General features: G+C 61.6%; 19 protein-coding genes. 10 read left to right on the plus strand and 9 right to left on the minus strand.

The window, feature by feature from the left end:
* Position 1 precedes the first annotated feature (1 nt).
* Positions 2-1,147, plus strand: coding sequence for an outer membrane protein assembly factor BamC (gene bamC / locus AC1DWQ_RS19615; RefSeq protein ID WP_477671115.1), 1,146 nt, complete (start codon positions 2-4; stop codon positions 1,145-1,147).
* A gap of 48 nt (positions 1,148-1,195) precedes the next feature.
* Positions 1,196-1,969 carry an MBL fold metallo-hydrolase gene (locus AC1DWQ_RS19620; protein ID WP_477671116.1) on the plus strand — a complete coding sequence of 258 codons (774 nt, stop codon included), beginning with the start codon at positions 1,196-1,198 and terminating at the stop codon, positions 1,967-1,969.
* Positions 1,970-2,074: 105 nt separating this feature from the next.
* Here AC1DWQ_RS19620 and AC1DWQ_RS19625 read toward each other — a convergent pair whose 3' ends face one another.
* The 3 genes from AC1DWQ_RS19625 to AC1DWQ_RS19635 all read right to left on the minus strand — a co-directional run bounded on the left by AC1DWQ_RS19625 (position 2,075) and on the right by AC1DWQ_RS19635 (position 4,315).
* Positions 2,075-2,320: a hypothetical protein gene (locus tag AC1DWQ_RS19625; protein WP_477671117.1), complete on the minus strand. Its 246-nt coding sequence runs from the start codon at positions 2,318-2,320 to the stop codon at positions 2,075-2,077.
* A 219-nt stretch (positions 2,321-2,539) separates the two neighbouring features.
* The gene (locus AC1DWQ_RS19630) at positions 2,540-3,055 is read right to left on the minus strand and encodes a hypothetical protein (protein WP_477671118.1); all 516 of its coding nucleotides are present in this window, start codon (positions 3,053-3,055) and stop codon (positions 2,540-2,542) included.
* 30 nt (positions 3,056-3,085) lie between these two features.
* On the minus strand, positions 3,086-4,315 hold the full coding sequence (locus AC1DWQ_RS19635; RefSeq protein ID WP_477671119.1) for a JmjC domain-containing protein: 1,230 nt from the start codon (positions 4,313-4,315) through the stop codon (positions 3,086-3,088).
* Positions 4,316-4,329: 14 nt separating this feature from the next.
* Here AC1DWQ_RS19635 and AC1DWQ_RS19640 point away from each other — a divergent pair, with 14 nt between their 5' ends.
* Complete coding sequence (locus AC1DWQ_RS19640) at positions 4,330-4,854, plus strand: FKBP-type peptidyl-prolyl cis-trans isomerase (protein WP_477671120.1); 525 nt, start codon at positions 4,330-4,332, stop codon at positions 4,852-4,854.
* Positions 4,855-4,937: 83 nt separating this feature from the next.
* On the opposite strand, the gene AC1DWQ_RS19645 is transcribed toward AC1DWQ_RS19640, so the two are convergent.
* From AC1DWQ_RS19645 to coaBC, 4 genes are all read right to left on the minus strand, one after another.
* Positions 4,938-5,447 carry an outer membrane lipoprotein gene (locus tag AC1DWQ_RS19645; RefSeq protein WP_477671121.1) on the minus strand — a complete coding sequence of 170 codons (510 nt, stop codon included), beginning with the start codon at positions 5,445-5,447 and terminating at the stop codon, positions 4,938-4,940.
* Between the two features lie 216 nt (positions 5,448-5,663).
* A complete protein-coding gene (dut, locus tag AC1DWQ_RS19650; protein ID WP_477671122.1) occupies positions 5,664-6,110 on the minus strand; it encodes a dUTP diphosphatase in 447 nt (148 codons plus the stop codon).
* Between the two features lie 3 nt (positions 6,111-6,113).
* Positions 6,114-6,539, minus strand: coding sequence for a hypothetical protein (locus tag AC1DWQ_RS19655; protein WP_477671123.1), 426 nt, complete (start codon positions 6,537-6,539; stop codon positions 6,114-6,116).
* Entirely contained in the window at positions 6,536-7,828 is a 1,293-nt protein-coding gene (gene coaBC / locus AC1DWQ_RS19660) for a bifunctional phosphopantothenoylcysteine decarboxylase/phosphopantothenate--cysteine ligase CoaBC (RefSeq protein WP_477671124.1), read from the minus strand. Before coaBC ends, AC1DWQ_RS19655 begins: the two co-directional genes overlap by 4 nt.
* Before the next feature lie 281 nt (positions 7,829-8,109).
* On the opposite strand from coaBC, the gene AC1DWQ_RS19665 reads away from it, so the two are divergent.
* The 6 genes from AC1DWQ_RS19665 to AC1DWQ_RS19690 all read left to right on the plus strand — a co-directional run bounded on the left by AC1DWQ_RS19665 (position 8,110) and on the right by AC1DWQ_RS19690 (position 13,239).
* Positions 8,110-9,801 carry a CTP synthase gene (locus tag AC1DWQ_RS19665; RefSeq protein WP_477671125.1) on the plus strand — a complete coding sequence of 564 codons (1,692 nt, stop codon included), beginning with the start codon at positions 8,110-8,112 and terminating at the stop codon, positions 9,799-9,801.
* Positions 9,802-9,803: 2 nt separating this feature from the next.
* Positions 9,804-10,661 (plus strand): 3-deoxy-8-phosphooctulonate synthase, encoded by an 858-nt coding sequence (kdsA, locus tag AC1DWQ_RS19670; protein WP_477671126.1) that lies wholly within the window; start codon positions 9,804-9,806, stop codon positions 10,659-10,661.
* Positions 10,662-10,694: 33 nt separating this feature from the next.
* Positions 10,695-11,000, plus strand: a complete 306-nt coding sequence (locus tag AC1DWQ_RS19675) for a DUF1330 domain-containing protein (protein ID WP_457278940.1) — start codon at positions 10,695-10,697, stop codon at positions 10,998-11,000.
* Positions 11,001-11,027: 27 nt separating this feature from the next.
* Positions 11,028-12,311 (plus strand): phosphopyruvate hydratase, encoded by a 1,284-nt coding sequence (eno, locus tag AC1DWQ_RS19680; RefSeq protein WP_477671127.1) that lies wholly within the window; start codon positions 11,028-11,030, stop codon positions 12,309-12,311.
* 116 nt (positions 12,312-12,427) lie between these two features.
* A complete protein-coding gene (locus tag AC1DWQ_RS19685; RefSeq protein WP_477671128.1) occupies positions 12,428-12,703 on the plus strand; it encodes a septum formation initiator family protein in 276 nt (91 codons plus the stop codon).
* Between the two features lie 29 nt (positions 12,704-12,732).
* Positions 12,733-13,239 (plus strand): hypothetical protein, encoded by a 507-nt coding sequence (locus AC1DWQ_RS19690; RefSeq protein WP_477671129.1) that lies wholly within the window; start codon positions 12,733-12,735, stop codon positions 13,237-13,239.
* A gap of 32 nt (positions 13,240-13,271) precedes the next feature.
* Here the strand turns inward: AC1DWQ_RS19690 and hslO are convergent, their stop codons facing one another.
* Together hslO and AC1DWQ_RS19700 are read right to left on the minus strand one after the other, a co-directional pair.
* Positions 13,272-14,240, minus strand: coding sequence for an Hsp33 family molecular chaperone HslO (hslO, locus tag AC1DWQ_RS19695; protein WP_477646843.1), 969 nt, complete (start codon positions 14,238-14,240; stop codon positions 13,272-13,274).
* 158 nt (positions 14,241-14,398) lie between these two features.
* Entirely contained in the window at positions 14,399-14,923 is a 525-nt protein-coding gene (locus tag AC1DWQ_RS19700) for a gamma carbonic anhydrase family protein (RefSeq protein ID WP_457278945.1), read from the minus strand.
* A gap of 150 nt (positions 14,924-15,073) precedes the next feature.
* Between AC1DWQ_RS19700 and AC1DWQ_RS19705 the strand changes: the two genes are divergently transcribed.
* A complete protein-coding gene (locus AC1DWQ_RS19705) occupies positions 15,074-15,886 on the plus strand; it encodes a ferritin-like domain-containing protein (RefSeq protein WP_477671130.1) in 813 nt (270 codons plus the stop codon).
* Positions 15,887-15,925 lie beyond the last annotated feature (39 nt).

Here is a 15,925-nt window from a genome sequence, read left to right on the forward strand (position 1 = left end):
AGTGAAGATATTGCCAACACATCCTGCATTTTCCAAAGCCCGGAGCGCCGCCACCGTGTCTGCACTGGTTGCCCTCGGTCTGCTCGCCGGCTGCTCCTCCATCAGGGATGTGATGGAAGGCGAACGCGTCGACTACAAAAGCAGCGGCGCCAAAGCCCCTTCCCTGGCGATCCCTCCCGACCTCACACAACTGAGCCGCGAAACCCGTTATGTGGTGCCCGGCACCGCGGTGTCCGCCAGCAGCTACCAGGTAGGCCAGCCAACCCAGGCCGTGCAGACAGCCGCTGTGACCGTGGGCGACGTTCGCATCGAGCGCGCGGGAAGCCAGCGCTGGCTGGTGGTGAACCGGCCCGCAGACAAGCTCTGGACGCCCGTGCGTGATTTCTGGCTGGAGAGCGGCTTCCTGCTGTCCCAGGACCAGGAAAACCTCGGCATCATGGAAACCGATTACGCTGAAAACCGCGCCAAGCTCCCGCAGGATTTCATCCGCAACACCATCGGCAAAGTATTCGACAGCCTTTACTCCACCGGTGAACGCGACAAGTTCCGCACACGGCTGGAGCGCCGTCCTGATGGCGGCACGGAAATCTATGTCAGCCACCGCGGCATGGTCGAGGTGTTGACCGGCGTCAAAGCCGGCCAAACCGGCGGCGACAGCACCATGTGGCAACCGCGCCCTGCCGACCCGGAGCTGGAAGCCGAATTCCTGCGGCGCCTGATGGTCAAGCTGGGTGTCACGCAAGAGCAATCGAAGGCCCTGGTGGCCGCCGGTGCAGACAAACAGACCTCGCGGATCGCCACTGTCAACAGCCAGCCCGTCGTGCAGATCGACGAAGGCTTTGAACGTGCATGGCGCCGCGTCGGCCTGGCACTGGACCGCACCGGCTTCACGGTTGAAGATCGCGACCGCAGCCAGGGAACCTACTTCGTGCGCTACGTCGAGCCCATCGTGAACAAAACCGAGCCCGGTTTCTTCAGCAAGCTGTTCAGCGGCTCGCCAGCCGCCGTGCCGCCGTTGAAGTACCGTATCGCCGTCAAGAGCCAGGGTGAAAGCACCACGGTATCGGTCCTCAATGCCCAGGGCGCCCCTGAAGCATCGGCCAATGCCCAGCGCATCATCCAGGTGATTGCCGACGATCTGCGATAAATCCCGGTTCGTGACCCTGTTCATCCCGACTGACGATTCCATACCGGTGTGTTGAGGTTCAAAAGTCTGGGCAGTGGCAGTTCAGGCAATGCCACACTGGTTGAAGCGTCAGGAATCACGCCGCTTCGCGTTCTTGTCGACTGCGGGCTAGGGCTCAAGCACCTGCTCTACAGGCTCGGTGAGGCGGGCCTGCAACCCGAAGACATTCACGCCGTGTTCATCACCCATGAGCACGGTGACCACGTCGGTTGCGCCCGGTCACTGTCGCTTCGCTACCGGATCCCGGTCTGGATGAGCCATGGCACCCACGCAGGCATAGGGGCACCGGATTTTGACGGGTTGCTGCACAAGGCGCGCGACGGTAAAGCCATTGACCTCGGCGGCATGCAGCTGACGCCTTTTACGGTGCCCCACGATGCCCGGGAACCCCTGCAACTGAGCTGTACCGACGGATCGGCAAAGCTGGGCATCCTCACTGATCTCGGTCATGCCACTTCGCATGTACTGGAAAACCTTGGGGGCTGCGACGCCCTGATGCTGGAGTGCAACCACGATTCCGACATGCTGGCCCAATCGTCCTATCCCGCATTCCTGAAGCGGCGGGTGGGCGGCCAATTTGGGCATCTTTCCAATACGGCCGCAGCGGATGTCGCCCGCGGCGTCATGCATCAGGGGCTACGCTACCTGGTGGCAGCCCATCTCAGCGCGCAAAACAACCGGCCGGAGCTGGTGCAAAACCTGATGGCCGCAGCCGTGGGTTGGGACGCGGAAGACATCATTGTGGCCAGGCCCGACGTCGGCACACGCTGGATCCATATCTGAGGAAGGGTCGTGGGCCCTGCAATGCGGGTGCATGCCGTCCATCGCGGCAAACAAGCGTCCATAAAAAAGCCGCCTCGCGGCGGCTTTTTTCGACTCGCTGAAGAATTACTTCGCAGCGCTGGCTGGAGCGGCCGTAGCAGCGGCTGCAGCGGCAGCGGCGTCAGCAGCAGGTGCCGAGGCGGCAGCAGCCGGAGCGGATGCAGCAGCGGCAGGAGCCGATGCGTCAGCAGCAGGGGCTGGAGCTGGAGCTGGTGCAGCAACTGGTGCCGGTGCTGGAGCTTCTTCTTTCTTGCCGCAAGCAGCCAGAGCAACAGCGGCAACGATAGCTGCCAAAACGAGTGACTTGTTCATTTTTACGATCCTTGATGATATTTAAGAAAACAATTTCCGGAAATTGCCAAAAGAAAACCCAAACCGGAATTCAAGTTATTTTTGACCGGGGAAAGGACTCGAGCTCTTTCTACCCAGCTTTAAATTATATGCCGGATATTACAAATGGGAACGCAAGCCGGAAAACCCTAAGCCAGCCTTTACAGGCCCTTAGCGCCCTCAGACGCACAAATGCCCGCCTTAAAGCCCCAGCGTGGTGGCGGGGAACGACGGCGAACTTTTCAGCAAACGCTCATTGATCCGCTCCCTCAACGCCACCCGCCTGGCAACCTCAGAGCCGGCAATGCCAGTGCAGCGCTGCACATCCAGCCGCTCAAAGACCCAGCCGGGGCCGAGCAAGGCGCTGGGCATATCGTCCGCCGCGCCCGACGTATTGGCGCGGCATTCCACAATGTGCGCCCAGGTACGCCGCCAGGTGACGAACCGGGCGTGCCGCCTGACCACTTCATCGTAGTTTTTGGCCAGCATCGTGAATTTCCGGCCCGTCATGGACCAATCATTCAGCGCCTGAACGACTGCACGTTCTCCCAGGGGCCAGTCTTCGAAATCGGGATCGCACACAATGATTTCGCGCCAACCCTGTGCGGCTGCCGCTGAAAGCGACTGCCTGATCAACTCCGTGAAATCGCTGCGGCCAGTAAACCGGCCTTCCAGCAAGGCAGGCGGCAGGGCAGAACTGGTTTTTTCCGTATCCATAAAACGTCTCCAGGCTGTTTGGCAAGCAGGTCAGTCGTCTTCCGCAGGCAGCGTCTGCCGCAGCCAGCCCGCGTCGTGCCAGTCGCCCAGCAGCGCGATGGCCGATGCGCCAGCCTTGCGCAGCTCCCGGGGGGCCAGGCTGCGCTGGTCGGCCAGGCGGTGCATCAGGGCAGCATCGGCACCTTTGGCGCGATAGCTCTCGCCATTGATAAACACATGGTCGCTGTCATACATCATCCGCGTGCGTGTGTCGAGATGCACGCCGGCACTCCCCTGCCGCGCCGCATCGGCGTTCCACTCGCACTCCACCTCATCGAACCATACCGAGGGCTTGGGTTCGGTCATGTATTCACCCAGGGCGCAAGCCACGGCCAGGGGATCTTTCAACGCGTCCAGAACGGCCTGGCCGGCGAAGGCCGTAAGCTCTGACGGCATGGCAGCCGGTGTTGCGGTTGCGGCCTGCCCCGCATCGCGGTACAGGCGGGGCCGTGCCTTGCGGCCGATTTCTTCCGCGGCAGATTCATCGCCCTCATGGCGCTCGTCCTCAGTGAACTCGGCCAGGCGATGCAGCAGTTCCGCGGCCAGTTCTCCCTGTGCAGGCGACCTGAATCCGATGGAATATGTCATGCAATCTGCAGGTTTTCCATCGGCCTGCAGCGACGCCTCGGCAATGCCGTCGTGGGCATAGCGCGGAGGCAGGTAGAGCATGTCGCCCGCCTCCAGTACAAACTCTTCCTCAGGAACAAAATTCCGTAGGATTTTCAGCGGCACATCTTCCTGCAGCGTCAGGTCATTCTGCCGCCCGATCTTCCATCTCCGCCGGCCGCTGGCCTGCAACAGGAACACGTCATAGCTGTCAAAGTGCGGCCCAACGCCGCCGCCGGGCGTAGCAAACGAAATCATCAGGTCGTCGAGCCGGGCATCAGGCACAAAACGGAACTTCTGCAAAAGCGCATGCGCGCCGGCGTCATGCAGATCCACCCCCTGCACCAGCAAGGTCCAGGCTTTCTGGCTCAGCGGCGGGAGGCTTCGCGCGGCAAAAGGCCCCTGTTTCATCCGCCATCCCTTGGGCTGCTGGACAATCAGCCGGGACTCGACTTGCTCACGCGACGCGAGCCTGAACAGTGCTGCGCGGCTGAGCACAGGCTGCAGCCCCGGCAGCGCCTGGCGGATGAGAAGCGGCTTTTTTTGCCAGTGCCGGCGCATGAATTGCGCCGGGCTCAGGCCGGCGAGGAGCTCTAGAGATTGATTTACATCCATGGGACAATTGTCGGATGAAAATCACCCCGCAATGCGTCGTAGCCCTGACATGGACGCTGAAAGACACTCTGGGCGATGTGCTGGACGAGCTGGACGAACCCATCGAGTTTTTGCTCGGCGGCGATGACCTCCTCGCCAAGATCGAAGAGGCACTGCAAGGCCATGAAGCCGGAGAGAAGCTCGAGCTGCACCTTGAGCCAGAAAATGCCTTCGGTGACTACGACGAGAACCTGGTTTTCCTCGAACCCCGCAAGATTTTTCCCGCCGAACTGGAAGAAGGCATGACCTTCGACGGCATGGCCCTTCCGCCAGGAAGCACCGGGCAAGCACCTCATGATCATATTTACACCGTGACCGAGATCTATCCCGATCACGTCGTGCTCGACGGCAACCATCCCCTTGCGGGCATTGCCATCCGGTTGAACCTCAAGGTTGAAGCCGTGCGCGAAGCCAGCGAAGAGGAAATCGGCCAGGGATCACTTGGCACCGGTTTTTTTAAACTTGAGCCGATCACGCCGGGAAGTGGCACGCTGCACTGAGACAGGTGTGATTCCGGACGTAAAAAAAGCCGACCATCCCCTGCGGGAGTAGCCGGCTCTTTAAAGGCGGATGAACCGCAGCGTTACATGATCCGGTTGATCTGGCCGTTTTCAATCTTTACGCGGTCTCCCACGCGAAGGTTGCCGTAGCTGGGCACGTCGTAGGCGCGTGAGCTGCCATTGTCCAGTTGCACGGAGACGCGATAGCTCTCACGAATGGTCGCGTTGCGGTTCTTTTCAATGGCGTTACCGGCCACCGCACCGCCCACCGCACCCACCACGGTTGCCGCATCCTTGCCGCTGCCGCCACCGATCTGGTGACCCACCACAGCACCCGCCACACCGCCCAGCACAGCACCCACGCCAGAGCCGCGGCCTTTTTCCGTAGTCTGGATGGCTTCCACATTGATGACCCGCCCATACTCTACATAGTTATTTTGCTGATTGGCAGGGTAGGACGAAGAAGCAGGATAGGTTGAAGTGGTGGCCGGATAGGACGAATCGCCGCTCGGGCTCATGGGCGCGCAAGCGGCCAAGCCCACCAGTGCCAGCACGGCAGAAGCCGAGGAAATAAAGCGGAATGTGTTTTGCATGAGTCTCTCCTGTTAATAAGTTCATGAGCTTCCCGGCCCCTGTCATCGGCTTCACGCTAGCGAGAAGCCGATACCAGGAGCGCGGAGACTCCCATGACCCATTAAGGGCACGCCGCAGCAAATACAAGGTGGGGATTAGAGCTGTCGCGGCGTGGGAGCCGTGTCGCAGGGGTTGTAGGAAAACACCCTCCCTGACGCCTTTTGCCCGCCAGCCGTTCAGGCTTTGCCCGTGGAGCCGTACCCGCCTTCGCCACGCTCACTGGCGGGAAATTCCGCCACCACATTGAACTGCGCCTGCACCACGGGCACGATCATCAGCTGCGCAATCCGCTCCATCGGCTCGATGGTGAATGGCACGTCGCTGCGATTCCAGGCGCTGACCATCAGCTGCCCCTGATAGTCACTGTCAATCAGGCCAACCAGATTGCCCAGCACGATGCCGTGCTTGTGGCCCAGCCCCGAACGCGGCAGGATGAGCGCGGCATAGCCGGGGTTGTGCAGGTAGATCGCAATGCCGGTCGGTACCAGTTGCCAGGCGTTGGCGGCCAGCGTGAGCGGGGAGTCCAGGCAGGCACGCAAATCGAGGCCGGCACTGCCGGGTGTTGCATAGGCGGGAAGGTTGTTTTGAAGGCGCGGGTCGAGGATCTTGACGTCGATGTGCATGAACTATTTTTTCCTGGGTGGTTGATTTTTCTGGGCTTCTTCGGCCATTTGCCGCGCCAGCTCGCGCAGGCGCTGGACCAGCGCGCCGGATGAGTGACGGTTGGCCTGAAAGATTGCCCACGCCCCGTAAACCAGCAGCGCGGGCAGAAACAGGAAGCCCGCGCCGGGCACCACCTCGGACAGCACCTGCGTGGCGATCCACAGGATGACAACCCATTTGATGTGAGCGATAAAAGCGGCGCCGGAGCCGGCGATTGTCGCGGGTTTGGCAGCAGGCGTTGCGGGGCTTGCCGGAGACGGCGTGCGAAACGAAATCTTTTCCTGCGGCCTCGGCTGGTCTTCATGGCTGGCCGGCGCGTTCGCTTTTGTCAGGCGTTCCACATAGCTGACAAAATCGCCGTCTGGCGGTGTGTTCGAGGGAAGGTTCATGGTGCGGTCGCTTTCCCGTTGGACGGCGGCGCCGCCATCCGGGTCGCGATCTCGGCCACCAGCTGGCGCGCCAGTGAGAGCTTGGAAGCCCTGGGTAGCGCGGTGCTGCCTTGCGCATCCACCAGCAGCAAAGCATTGTGGTCCTGCCCGAAGGTATCCGGGCCAATGTTGCCGACCAGCAGCGGCACTTTTTTGCGCAGGCGCTTGGCTTCTGCGTTGTCAGCCAGATCATGACTTTCAGCCGCAAAGCCCACGCAAAACAGCTGGCCGGCCTGGGCTGCAGGCGACTGCGCGACAGTGGCCAGGATGTCCGTATTTTCGGTAAACACCAGCTGCGGCGTCTGGCCGGAGCCGTCTTTCTTGATCTTCTGCGTTGAAGGCGCTGCCGGCCGCCAGTCGGCGACGGCCGCCGTTGCTATAAAAATAGTAGCTGCTTGCGCACGTCCTGTAACGGCTTCAAGCATATTTTGTGCAGATTTGACGTCAACGCGAGTGACCCCGCGTGGCGTGGGCAGCCCGACCGGACCCGCAACAAGGGTGACCTCAGCCCCCGCTTCGTGCGCAGCCCGCGCAATGGCAAAACCCATTTTCCCGCTCGACAGGTTGGTGACGCCGCGCACAGGGTCTATGGCCTCATAGGTCGGGCCGGCCGTGACCAGCACATGCTGCCCAGCCAGCACCTTGGGCGCAAAGAAGGCAATCAGGTCTTCGAGGATCTGCTCTGGCTCCAGCATGCGTCCGTCGCCGGTCTCGCCGCAAGCCTGGAAACCGCTGCCCACACCCAGTACCGTGGCACCATCAGCATCCAGTTGAATAAAGTTGCGTTGCGTGGCGGGGTGCGCGTACATCTCACGGTTCATGGCCGGGGCCACCAGCAGCGGGACCTTGTCGATGGGCCGGGCCAGGCACATCAGGCTCAGCAGGTCGTCGGCACGCCCATGAAGCAGCTTGGCCATGAAATCGGCGCTCATGGGCGCAACCAGGATCGCATCGGATTCACGCGACAGGTTGATGTGCGCCATGTTGTTCGCTTCACGGCTGTCCCACTGGCTGCTGTAGACCGGCCGTCCGCTCAGGGCCTGCATGGTGACGGGCGTGATGAACTGCTCGGCAGCTTCGGTCATGACCACCTGCACCGTGGCACCCGCCTTGATCAGCGCCCGGCACAGTTCAGCTGCCTTGTAGCAGGCAATGCCACCCGACAGGCCCAGCACGATGTGTCTGCCGGCCAGGTCCAGGGCTTCATTGCCGTCCGGGCCGCTTCCCATGGGATTCACTTGATTCGTCATGTTCCGCAATGTATCTCAGTTGGAGGAAAGGCCCCCACGCTTTTCGCTTCGTGTAATGCGCTGCCCCCCGAGGGGGCCGCTGCGCCTGCGGCCCGGCTAAGCCGGTTCCGCGGCCCCGGCTTGCTTGGTCAACACCGGCCAGCCTTACGTGGGCTGCGAGCCACCGTGCAAGCCCGAACAGCTGTGGGCTGAAATTCAGTATCCCCTGCAAGAGGTAACCCGGCGGGCAACCCGTATAATCTCCGTTTACCACCTCTACGAACTTGCGGTTCGTACCTGACATGACCAAATTTGTCTTCGTCACCGGCGGTGTGGTGTCTTCCCTGGGCAAGGGAATCGCCTCAGCCTCCTTAGCTGCGATCCTCGAATCGCGAGGCCTCAAAGTCACTTTAATCAAGCTCGATCCCTACCTGAATGTGGATCCGGGCACCATGTCGCCCTTCCAGCATGGCGAAGTTTTTGTGACCGACGATGGCGCAGAGACCGACCTGGATCTCGGCCACTATGAGCGTTTCATCGAAACGCGCATGCGCAAGGCCAACAACTTCACCACCGGCCAGATCTACAAAAGCGTGCTTGAAAAAGAACGCCGCGGCGACTACCTGGGCAAGACCGTGCAGGTCATCCCGCACGTCACCAACGAAATCCAGGAATTCGTCAAGCGCGGCGCCGGCTACGAAACGGCTGATGCGGTCGACGTGGCCATCGTCGAAATCGGCGGCACCGTCGGCGACATCGAGTCCCTGCCCTTCCTGGAAGCCGTGCGCCAGATGAGCCTGCGCCTGGGCGCCAACAACACCGCCTTCGTGCACCTGAGCTACGTCCCCTGGATCGCTGCCGCCGGCGAACTCAAAACCAAGCCGACCCAGCACACTGCCAAACAATTGCGTGAAATCGGCATCCAGGCCGACGTGCTGCTCTGTCGTGCCGACCGCCGAATTCCCAACGAAGAGCGCGAAAAAATCTCGCTGTTCTCCAACGTTCCCGAATGGGGCGTGATCTCGATGTGGGACGTCGACACCATTTACAAAGTGCCCCGCATGCTGCACGAACAGGGCCTGGACGGCCTGATCTGCGACAAGCTGCGCCTGAACACGCCACCGGCCAACCTCAAGCGCTGGGACGACCTGGTCTATGAGACCGAGCACCCCCAGACCGAAGTTCACATCGCCATGGTCGGCAAATATGTGGACCTCTCCGACAGCTACAAGTCTCTCAACGAAGCCCTGCGCCACGCCGGCATGAAAAACCACGCCAAGGTGGTCATCGAATATGTCGACTCCGAAACCATCACGCAGGACAATGTCTCGCGCCTGGCACGCTTTGACGGAATTCTGGTGCCCGGCGGCTTCGGCGTTCGCGGCGTTGAAGGCAAGATTTGCGCGGCCCGTTTTGCCCGTGAGCACAAGATGCCCTATCTCGGTATCTGCCTGGGCATGCAGGTAGCGACCATCGAATTCGCGCGCCACGTGGCAGGACTCAAGGACGCCAACAGCACCGAGTTCGACCCCGCTACCCCGCACCCGGTGATCGCGCTCATCACCGAGTGGAAAGACGCCGACGGCACCATCAAGACACGCAATGCCAAATCCGACCTGGGCGGCACGATGCGCCTGGGTGCGCAAAGCTCGGACGTCGCAGCCGGCACACTGGCCCACAAGATTTATGGTGACGTGGTGACGGAGCGCCATCGCCACCGCTATGAAGCCAACGTCAACTACCTTGATGCCCTGCGTGCGTCGGGCCTGGTCATTTCCGCGCTGACGCAGCGCGAGCAACTCACCGAGATCGTCGAATTGCCGCAAGACGTCCACCCCTGGTTTGTCGGCGTGCAGTTCCACCCCGAGTTCAAGTCCACGCCCTGGGATGGCCACCCGCTGTTCAATGCCTATATCGCGGCCGTACTCCAACAGCGCACCACGGCAGGCCAGGACCCGAAAGCGGCCGCCAAGCCTCTCAAGGCGGTAGCCTGACCATGAAACTCTGCGGATTCGACATTGGTCTGAACCAACCTTTTTTCCTCATCGCCGGCCCCTGCGTGGTGGAGTCCGAGCAGTTGCAGATGGACACTGCCGGCACGCTCAAGGAAATTACTTCCTCGCTGGGCATTCCCTTCATCTTCAAAAGCAGTTTCGACAAGGCCAATCGCACCAGCGAGACGGCCTTTCGTGGACTGGGCACGGAAAAAGGACTGGAGATTCTGGCCAAGGTCAAAAAGGAAATTCGCGTGCCGGTGCTGACCGACATCCATTCCGAAGACCAGATCGCCCAGGTCGCCAAAGTCGTCGATGTGCTGCAAACACCGGCCCTGCTGTGCCGCCAGACCGACTTCATCCACGCCGTCGCACTGTCCGGCCTGCCGGTCAATATCAAGAAGGGCCAATTCATGGCCCCGGGCGACATGAAGAACGTCATCACCAAGGCGCGCGCGGCCGTCAAGGCAGCCGGTCTGCCGGAAGACAACTTCATGGCCTGCGAACGCGGCGCCAGCTTTGGCTACAACAATCTGGTCAGCGACATGCGCAGCCTGGCCATCATGCGGGAGACCAACGCGCCGGTCGTATTTGACGCGACCCACTCGGTGCAGCTGCCCGGCGGCCAGGGCACCAGCAGCGGCGGCGTACGCGAGATGGTGCCGGTGCTGGCGCGTGCCGCAGTGGCCGTCGGCGTCTCTGGCCTGTTCATGGAAACCCATCCAGACCCGGCCAAGGCCTTGTGCGACGGCCCCAATGCCGTACCGCTCAAGCACATGAAGGCGCTGCTGGAAACACTGCTCGAGCTGGATCGTGTCACCAAGAAAAACGGCTTCCTCGAAAACAACTTCAGCGCCTGAGCCAGCGATCCATCCCGCAAGCCTACACAAGCCATGACATTCGCCTACATCATTGTCGACATGAAGATCACCGACCCCGAGCAGTACAAGCAGTACATGGCGGCCGCGCCCGCCGCAGTTGCAGCCGCTGGGGGTGAATACCTGGTACGCGGTGGTAAGTTTGAGGCGCTGGAAGGCACCTGGCAACCTGCACGCGTCGCCATGCTGCGCTTTCCCAGCTACGAGAAGGCCAAGGCCTTTTATGACGACGAAATGTACCGCGCCGCACGTGCCAAGCGTGCTGGCGCCACCGAGTTTTTCAATATGGTCCTGGTCGAAGGCGTTGCCGCCCCGGTCTGATCCCCTCTCTACAAAAAAAGGAACCTAATGAGCGCAATTGTTGATATCGTCGGCCGCGAAATTCTCGACAGCCGTGGCAACCCTACCGTTGAGTGCGACGTGCTGCTGGAGTCCGGCGTCATGGGCCGTGCTGCAGTGCCTTCGGGCGCGTCCACCGGTTCGCGTGAAGCCATTGAGCTGCGCGACGGCGACAAGTCGCGCTACCTCGGCAAGGGCGTGCTCAAGGCCGTCGAACACATCAACACCGAAATCTCCGAAGCCGTGCTGGGCCTGGACGCCAGCGAACAGGCCTTCCTGGACCGCACACTGATTGACCTGGACGGCACCGACAACAAATCGCGCCTGGGCGCCAACGCCACGCTGGCTGTCAGCATGGCCGTGGCACGCGCAGCGGCTGAAGAAGCCGGCCTGCCCCTGTATCGTTATTTCGGTGGCAGCGGCGCCATGCAAATGCCTGTTCCCATGATGAACGTGGTGAATGGTGGCGCGCATGCCAACAACAACCTGGACCTGCAGGAGCTGATGATCATTCCTGTCGGCGCGCCCAGCTTTCGCGAAGCCGTGCGTTACGGTGCTGAAGTGTTTCATGCCCTCAAGAAAATTCTGCACGACAAGGGCATGAGCGTGGCCGTCGGCGACGAAGGCGGCTTTGCCCCCAATGTGGCCAACCATGAAGCTGCGATCCAGATGATCCTGGAAGCCATCGACGCCGCCGGTTATGTGGCCGGTGAACAAATCGCCCTGGGCCTCGATTGCGCAGCATCGGAGTTTTACAAGGACGGCAAATACGTCCTGGGCGCGGAAGGCCTGAGCCTGGATGCCACCGAGTGGACCAACATCCTGGCCACCTGGGTCGACAAATACCCCATCATCAGCATCGAAGACGGCATGGCCGAAGGCGACTGGGACGGCTGGAAGACCCTGACCGAGCGTCTGGGCAAAAAGGTGCAGCTGGTCGGCGACGACCTGTTCGTCACCAACACCAAGATCCTCAAAGAAGGCATCGACAAGCAGATTGCCAACTCCATCCTGATCAAGATCAACCAGATCGGCACCCTGACCGAAACCTTTGCCGCCATCGAGATGGCCAAGCGCGCCGGCTACACCGCCGTCATCAGCCATCGCTCGGGCGAAACCGAAGACTCCACGATTGCCGACATCGCCGTGGGCACCAATGCCGGCCAGATCAAGACGGGCTCGCTCTCGCGCTCGGACCGCATGGCGAAATACAACCAGTTGCTGCGCATCGAAGAAGACCTGGGTGACATCGCCACCTACCCGGGCCGCGCGGCCTTCTATAACCTCCGGTAAATGGCCCCCACGCTCGTCGCTTCGCGTACTTCGCTGCCCCCCGGGGGGGTGCGTTTTTTCTTGGTGCGGCCCGGCGAAAAAACCCTGCCCTTTAATCATCACGCTCAAGCATAGGCATGGGAAACCGGCTCGTTCCCGCCATCCTGATTGCGCTCCTGGCCATATTCCACGCGCAACTCTGGATTGGCCGGGGCAGCATTCCCAGCGTGCGCGACATGCAGCACCGGCTGACCGAACAACTCGCCAAAAACACCCAGGCACAGGCCGCCAATGACCAGCTCGCTGCAGAAGTCCGGGACCTCAAGGAAGGCCTCGAAATGGTCGAAGAAAAAGCCCGGATCGAACTCGGCATGGTCAAGCCGAATGAAATCTTCGTGCAGGTGACCAAGTAAGCCCTGGCATCCATCCTGCGAAAGTGCCCGTGTTGAAAATTGCCGTTACCGGCGCTCCACTTACCGGAAAGAGACAGCTTGCCGCTGCGCTGGACAACGCCCTGAAAATCTCGGGGCACGAAGCCACCGTAGCCGTGACTGATGCCGCCCCCCTTCCTGCCGACCTCCCCAGCTTTGGGCTGACGCTGCTCATGGGACTGGAAGAAGCGCCATTGCAAGCGGCCAAAACGGCCGATGAATGCCGGCACCTTCAACACAACGCCGACCAATCGATTCGTGCAGCCCTGTCGCAAGCGGGCATTCCCTATCGCGTCATGTACGGGACCGCGGAGCAGCGCCTTACCCGGGCGCTGGAGGCCGCGCAAAGCCTGCGGCCCCGTGCTCCAGCTTTCACCCGAAGCACGCCCGGTGCAATACCAAGCCCCCAAAAAAGCAAGAAGGCCTGGGTGTGGGTCTGCGAAAAGTGCAGCGATCCTGCTTGTGAGCACCGCCTGCTCAGCGACCTGCTGGCGGAGCGCGCTGCAGCAACCGCTTGAGGCATTGCCCTGCCGCAGCGCGGCCCACGAAACTATTGCACGGTGGACGTGGGTGGCTGCTGGTTGGTCTGGCTGGTGAAAAGCTGCGCCGCATCCACCGGGTCAAACTCATACTGTGCGCCGCAAAATTCGCACCCGACCGCGACCTTGCCGCGTTCGGAAATGATGCTTTCGATTTCGTCTGTACCAAGGCTGCGCAGCATGTTGCCCACACGGTCGCGCGAACAGCTGCAGGCAAAACTGGGGGTGGCGGGTTCAAACCGGGTAACCTGCTCTTCCCAGAAAAGGCGGCGCAGGATCGTGTCGGCATCGAGGGTTAAAAGCTCTTCGCGTTTGAGCGTGCCGGCCAGCATGGCAATGCGTTTGTAGTCTTCATTGACGCCGATCTGGTCTTCATTGGCGTCCCGGTCGATCTGGCCTTCAAGGTTCCCCTGGCCTTTGACCGGCAGCCGCTGGATCAGCAGACCGGTAGCCACCTTGCCGTCGGCTGCAAGAATCAGCTTGGTGTCGAGCTGCTCACTTTGCAGCATGTAATGCTCAAGCACTTCCGCCAGGTTCTCAATCTTCTCGCGCTGGTCGCCAAAAAGCGGCACCACACCCTGGTAGGCCTGCTGCCCCGGCAGCTTGTCCTTGGGGTCCAGCGTGATCGCGCAGCGGCCCTGATTGCTTACGTTGACCAGCTGGCTCAGTGAGCTGCCCGCATCGACCGTACCCGTCACCGTGGCGGTGGCGCGCAAGCTCAGGTCGGGCTGCACTTCGGCCACGGCCAGCTTGACCGGGCCGTCGCCGAAGATTTGAAGAATCAGCGCACCGTTGAACTTGATGTTGCTCTGCATCAGCGCACCTGCGGCGGTCATTTCTCCCAGCAGCTGCATGACCTCGGCCGGGTAGCCGCCGGCCGCCTGTCTGCGTTTGAGGATTTCCTGCCAGGAATCGGTCAGGCGGACCAGCATGCCGCGAACCGGCAGGCCTTCAAAGATGAATTTATGCAACTCAGACATTAAACAGGCCCCCACGGTCGCTCACTTCGTGTAGCTCCCTGCCCCCCGAGGGGGCCGCTGCGCCTGCGGCCCGGCGAAGCCGGTTCCGCGGCCCCTGCTTGAAGGGGAGCCCTGACGTTAACGCTCTGCATGTATTTGGTGGTTTGGTCATTGGGTGTTCAGGCGATTTTCTTGAGTCCGGCCTTGTAGCGCTGGGCATTCTCTATATAGTGCTTCGCGATCATTTTTAAACCCTCGATCTGCTCGGGGGAAAGCTGCCTCACCGCCTTGGCGGGGCTGCCGATGATCAGGGAGCCGTCCGGGAATTCCTTGCCTTCGGTGACCACGGAGCCCGCGCCTACCAGGCAGTTCTTGCCGATCTTCGCGTGATTGAGCACCACCGCCTGGATGCCGATCAGCGAGCCATCGCCGATGGTGCAGCCGTGCAGCATGACCTGGTGGCCGACCGTGACGTCTTCGCCGAGGGTGAGGGGCACGCCCATGTCGGCATGCAGCACGCTGTTGTCCTGGACATTGGTACCCCGGCCTACCGTGATGGTTTCGGTGTCGCCCCGGATCACCACGCCAAACCAGACGCTGCAGTCTTCGCCAAGCCGCACATCGCCAATCACCTGGGCGTTGTCGGCCACCCAGGCAGATGCAGGAACGGTGGGGGTCAGCTTGTCCAATTGGTAAATAGCCATGCGTTCTCACTCAAAATTAAAGCCAAAGGCCACAGGCAGGAAAGAGCGCGGCAGCCATGTACTGATTGTAAGGAGGCCTCCCCCTGCCATCCAGCACAAGCCGCCGGCAGCCAATCCAGACATCCCCGAGGTATCAACGACAATGGATTCATGACGGACCTACCGGCCCCTGCAGAACTGCGCCAGCAAGCGCTGCAGGCCCTGCTCGCCACAAATCCGGAACAAAAAGTGCTCCTGACCCAACAGGCACACGCGCAAGCAGCTACTGTTTTGATAGCAACGGAGCTGGTGATTCCCGCGGTGCCTAGCTTGCCCGGGTGCCCGGAACGGCCGGAACTGCGGTCCCACCTCGACGTCCCCAAGCGCTCACCGTTCACTCACGAAGGATTGGCGGCCCTGCTCCATGCCGTCACCCATATTGAGTTCAACGCGATCAACCTCGCCCTGGACGCCATCTGGCGTTTTGCCGGCATGCCGCGGGCCTACTACCTGGACTGGCTGCAGGTGGCGGCCGAAGAAGCCCACCATTTCAGCCTGCTGCGCGCCCATCTCCAGGCCATGGGTTACGACTACGGCGATTTCCCCGCACACACGGGCCTGTGGGACATGACCGCCAAAACCGAAGGCGATGTGCTCGCGCGCATGGCGCTGGTGCCACGCACCCTGGAGGCCCGCGGCCTGGACGCCACCCCGCCCATGCAGGCGAAACTGCGCAAGGTCGGTTCTCCCGAAGCGCTTCGGGCCGTCGACATCCTGGACATCATCCTCGCCGACGAGATCGGCCACGTCGCCATCGGCAACCACTGGTATCGCCACCTGTGCGCCCAGCGGGGGCTGGACCCGGTGGCGACCTATCCGGTGCTAGCCAGGCAGTATGGGGCGCCTCGCCTGAAGGGCCCGCTGAACCTGGACGCCCGCCGGCGGGCTGGTTTTGACGAGGTGGAACTGGCGCTTCTGGTCTAGGAACAGACGCCAGGACGCGGCGAATTCCTACACATACAG

The organism is Polaromonas sp. P2_G11 (assembly GCF_056403595.1).

What these genes read in the sequence shown, in the direction of transcription:
- AC1DWQ_RS19625 (WP_477671117.1), bottom strand. Translation starts at nt 2,320, where the DNA reads ATGAACAAGTCACTCGTTTTGGCAGCTATCGTTGCCGCTGTTGCTCTG.
- AC1DWQ_RS19630 (WP_477671118.1), bottom strand. Translation starts at nt 3,055, where the DNA reads ATGGATACGGAAAAAACCAGTTCTGCCCTGCCGCCTGCCTTGCTGGAA.
- AC1DWQ_RS19635 (WP_477671119.1), bottom strand. Translation starts at nt 4,315, where the DNA reads ATGGATGTAAATCAATCTCTAGAGCTCCTCGCCGGCCTGAGCCCGGCG.
- AC1DWQ_RS19640 (WP_477671120.1), top strand. Translation starts at nt 4,330, where the DNA reads ATGAAAATCACCCCGCAATGCGTCGTAGCCCTGACATGGACGCTGAAA.
- AC1DWQ_RS19645 (WP_477671121.1), bottom strand. Translation starts at nt 5,447, where the DNA reads ATGCAAAACACATTCCGCTTTATTTCCTCGGCTTCTGCCGTGCTGGCA.
- dut (WP_477671122.1), bottom strand. Translation starts at nt 6,110, where the DNA reads ATGCACATCGACGTCAAGATCCTCGACCCGCGCCTTCAAAACAACCTT.
- AC1DWQ_RS19655 (WP_477671123.1), bottom strand. Translation starts at nt 6,539, where the DNA reads ATGAACCTTCCCTCGAACACACCGCCAGACGGCGATTTTGTCAGCTAT.
- coaBC (WP_477671124.1), bottom strand. Translation starts at nt 7,828, where the DNA reads ATGACGAATCAAGTGAATCCCATGGGAAGCGGCCCGGACGGCAATGAA.
- AC1DWQ_RS19665 (WP_477671125.1), top strand. Translation starts at nt 8,110, where the DNA reads ATGACCAAATTTGTCTTCGTCACCGGCGGTGTGGTGTCTTCCCTGGGC.
- kdsA (WP_477671126.1), top strand. Translation starts at nt 9,804, where the DNA reads ATGAAACTCTGCGGATTCGACATTGGTCTGAACCAACCTTTTTTCCTC.
- AC1DWQ_RS19675 (WP_457278940.1), top strand. Translation starts at nt 10,695, where the DNA reads ATGACATTCGCCTACATCATTGTCGACATGAAGATCACCGACCCCGAG.
- eno (WP_477671127.1), top strand. Translation starts at nt 11,028, where the DNA reads ATGAGCGCAATTGTTGATATCGTCGGCCGCGAAATTCTCGACAGCCGT.
- AC1DWQ_RS19685 (WP_477671128.1), top strand. Translation starts at nt 12,428, where the DNA reads ATGGGAAACCGGCTCGTTCCCGCCATCCTGATTGCGCTCCTGGCCATA.
- hslO (WP_477646843.1), bottom strand. Translation starts at nt 14,240, where the DNA reads ATGTCTGAGTTGCATAAATTCATCTTTGAAGGCCTGCCGGTTCGCGGC.
- AC1DWQ_RS19700 (WP_457278945.1), bottom strand. Translation starts at nt 14,923, where the DNA reads ATGGCTATTTACCAATTGGACAAGCTGACCCCCACCGTTCCTGCATCT.
- AC1DWQ_RS19705 (WP_477671130.1), top strand. Translation starts at nt 15,074, where the DNA reads ATGACGGACCTACCGGCCCCTGCAGAACTGCGCCAGCAAGCGCTGCAG.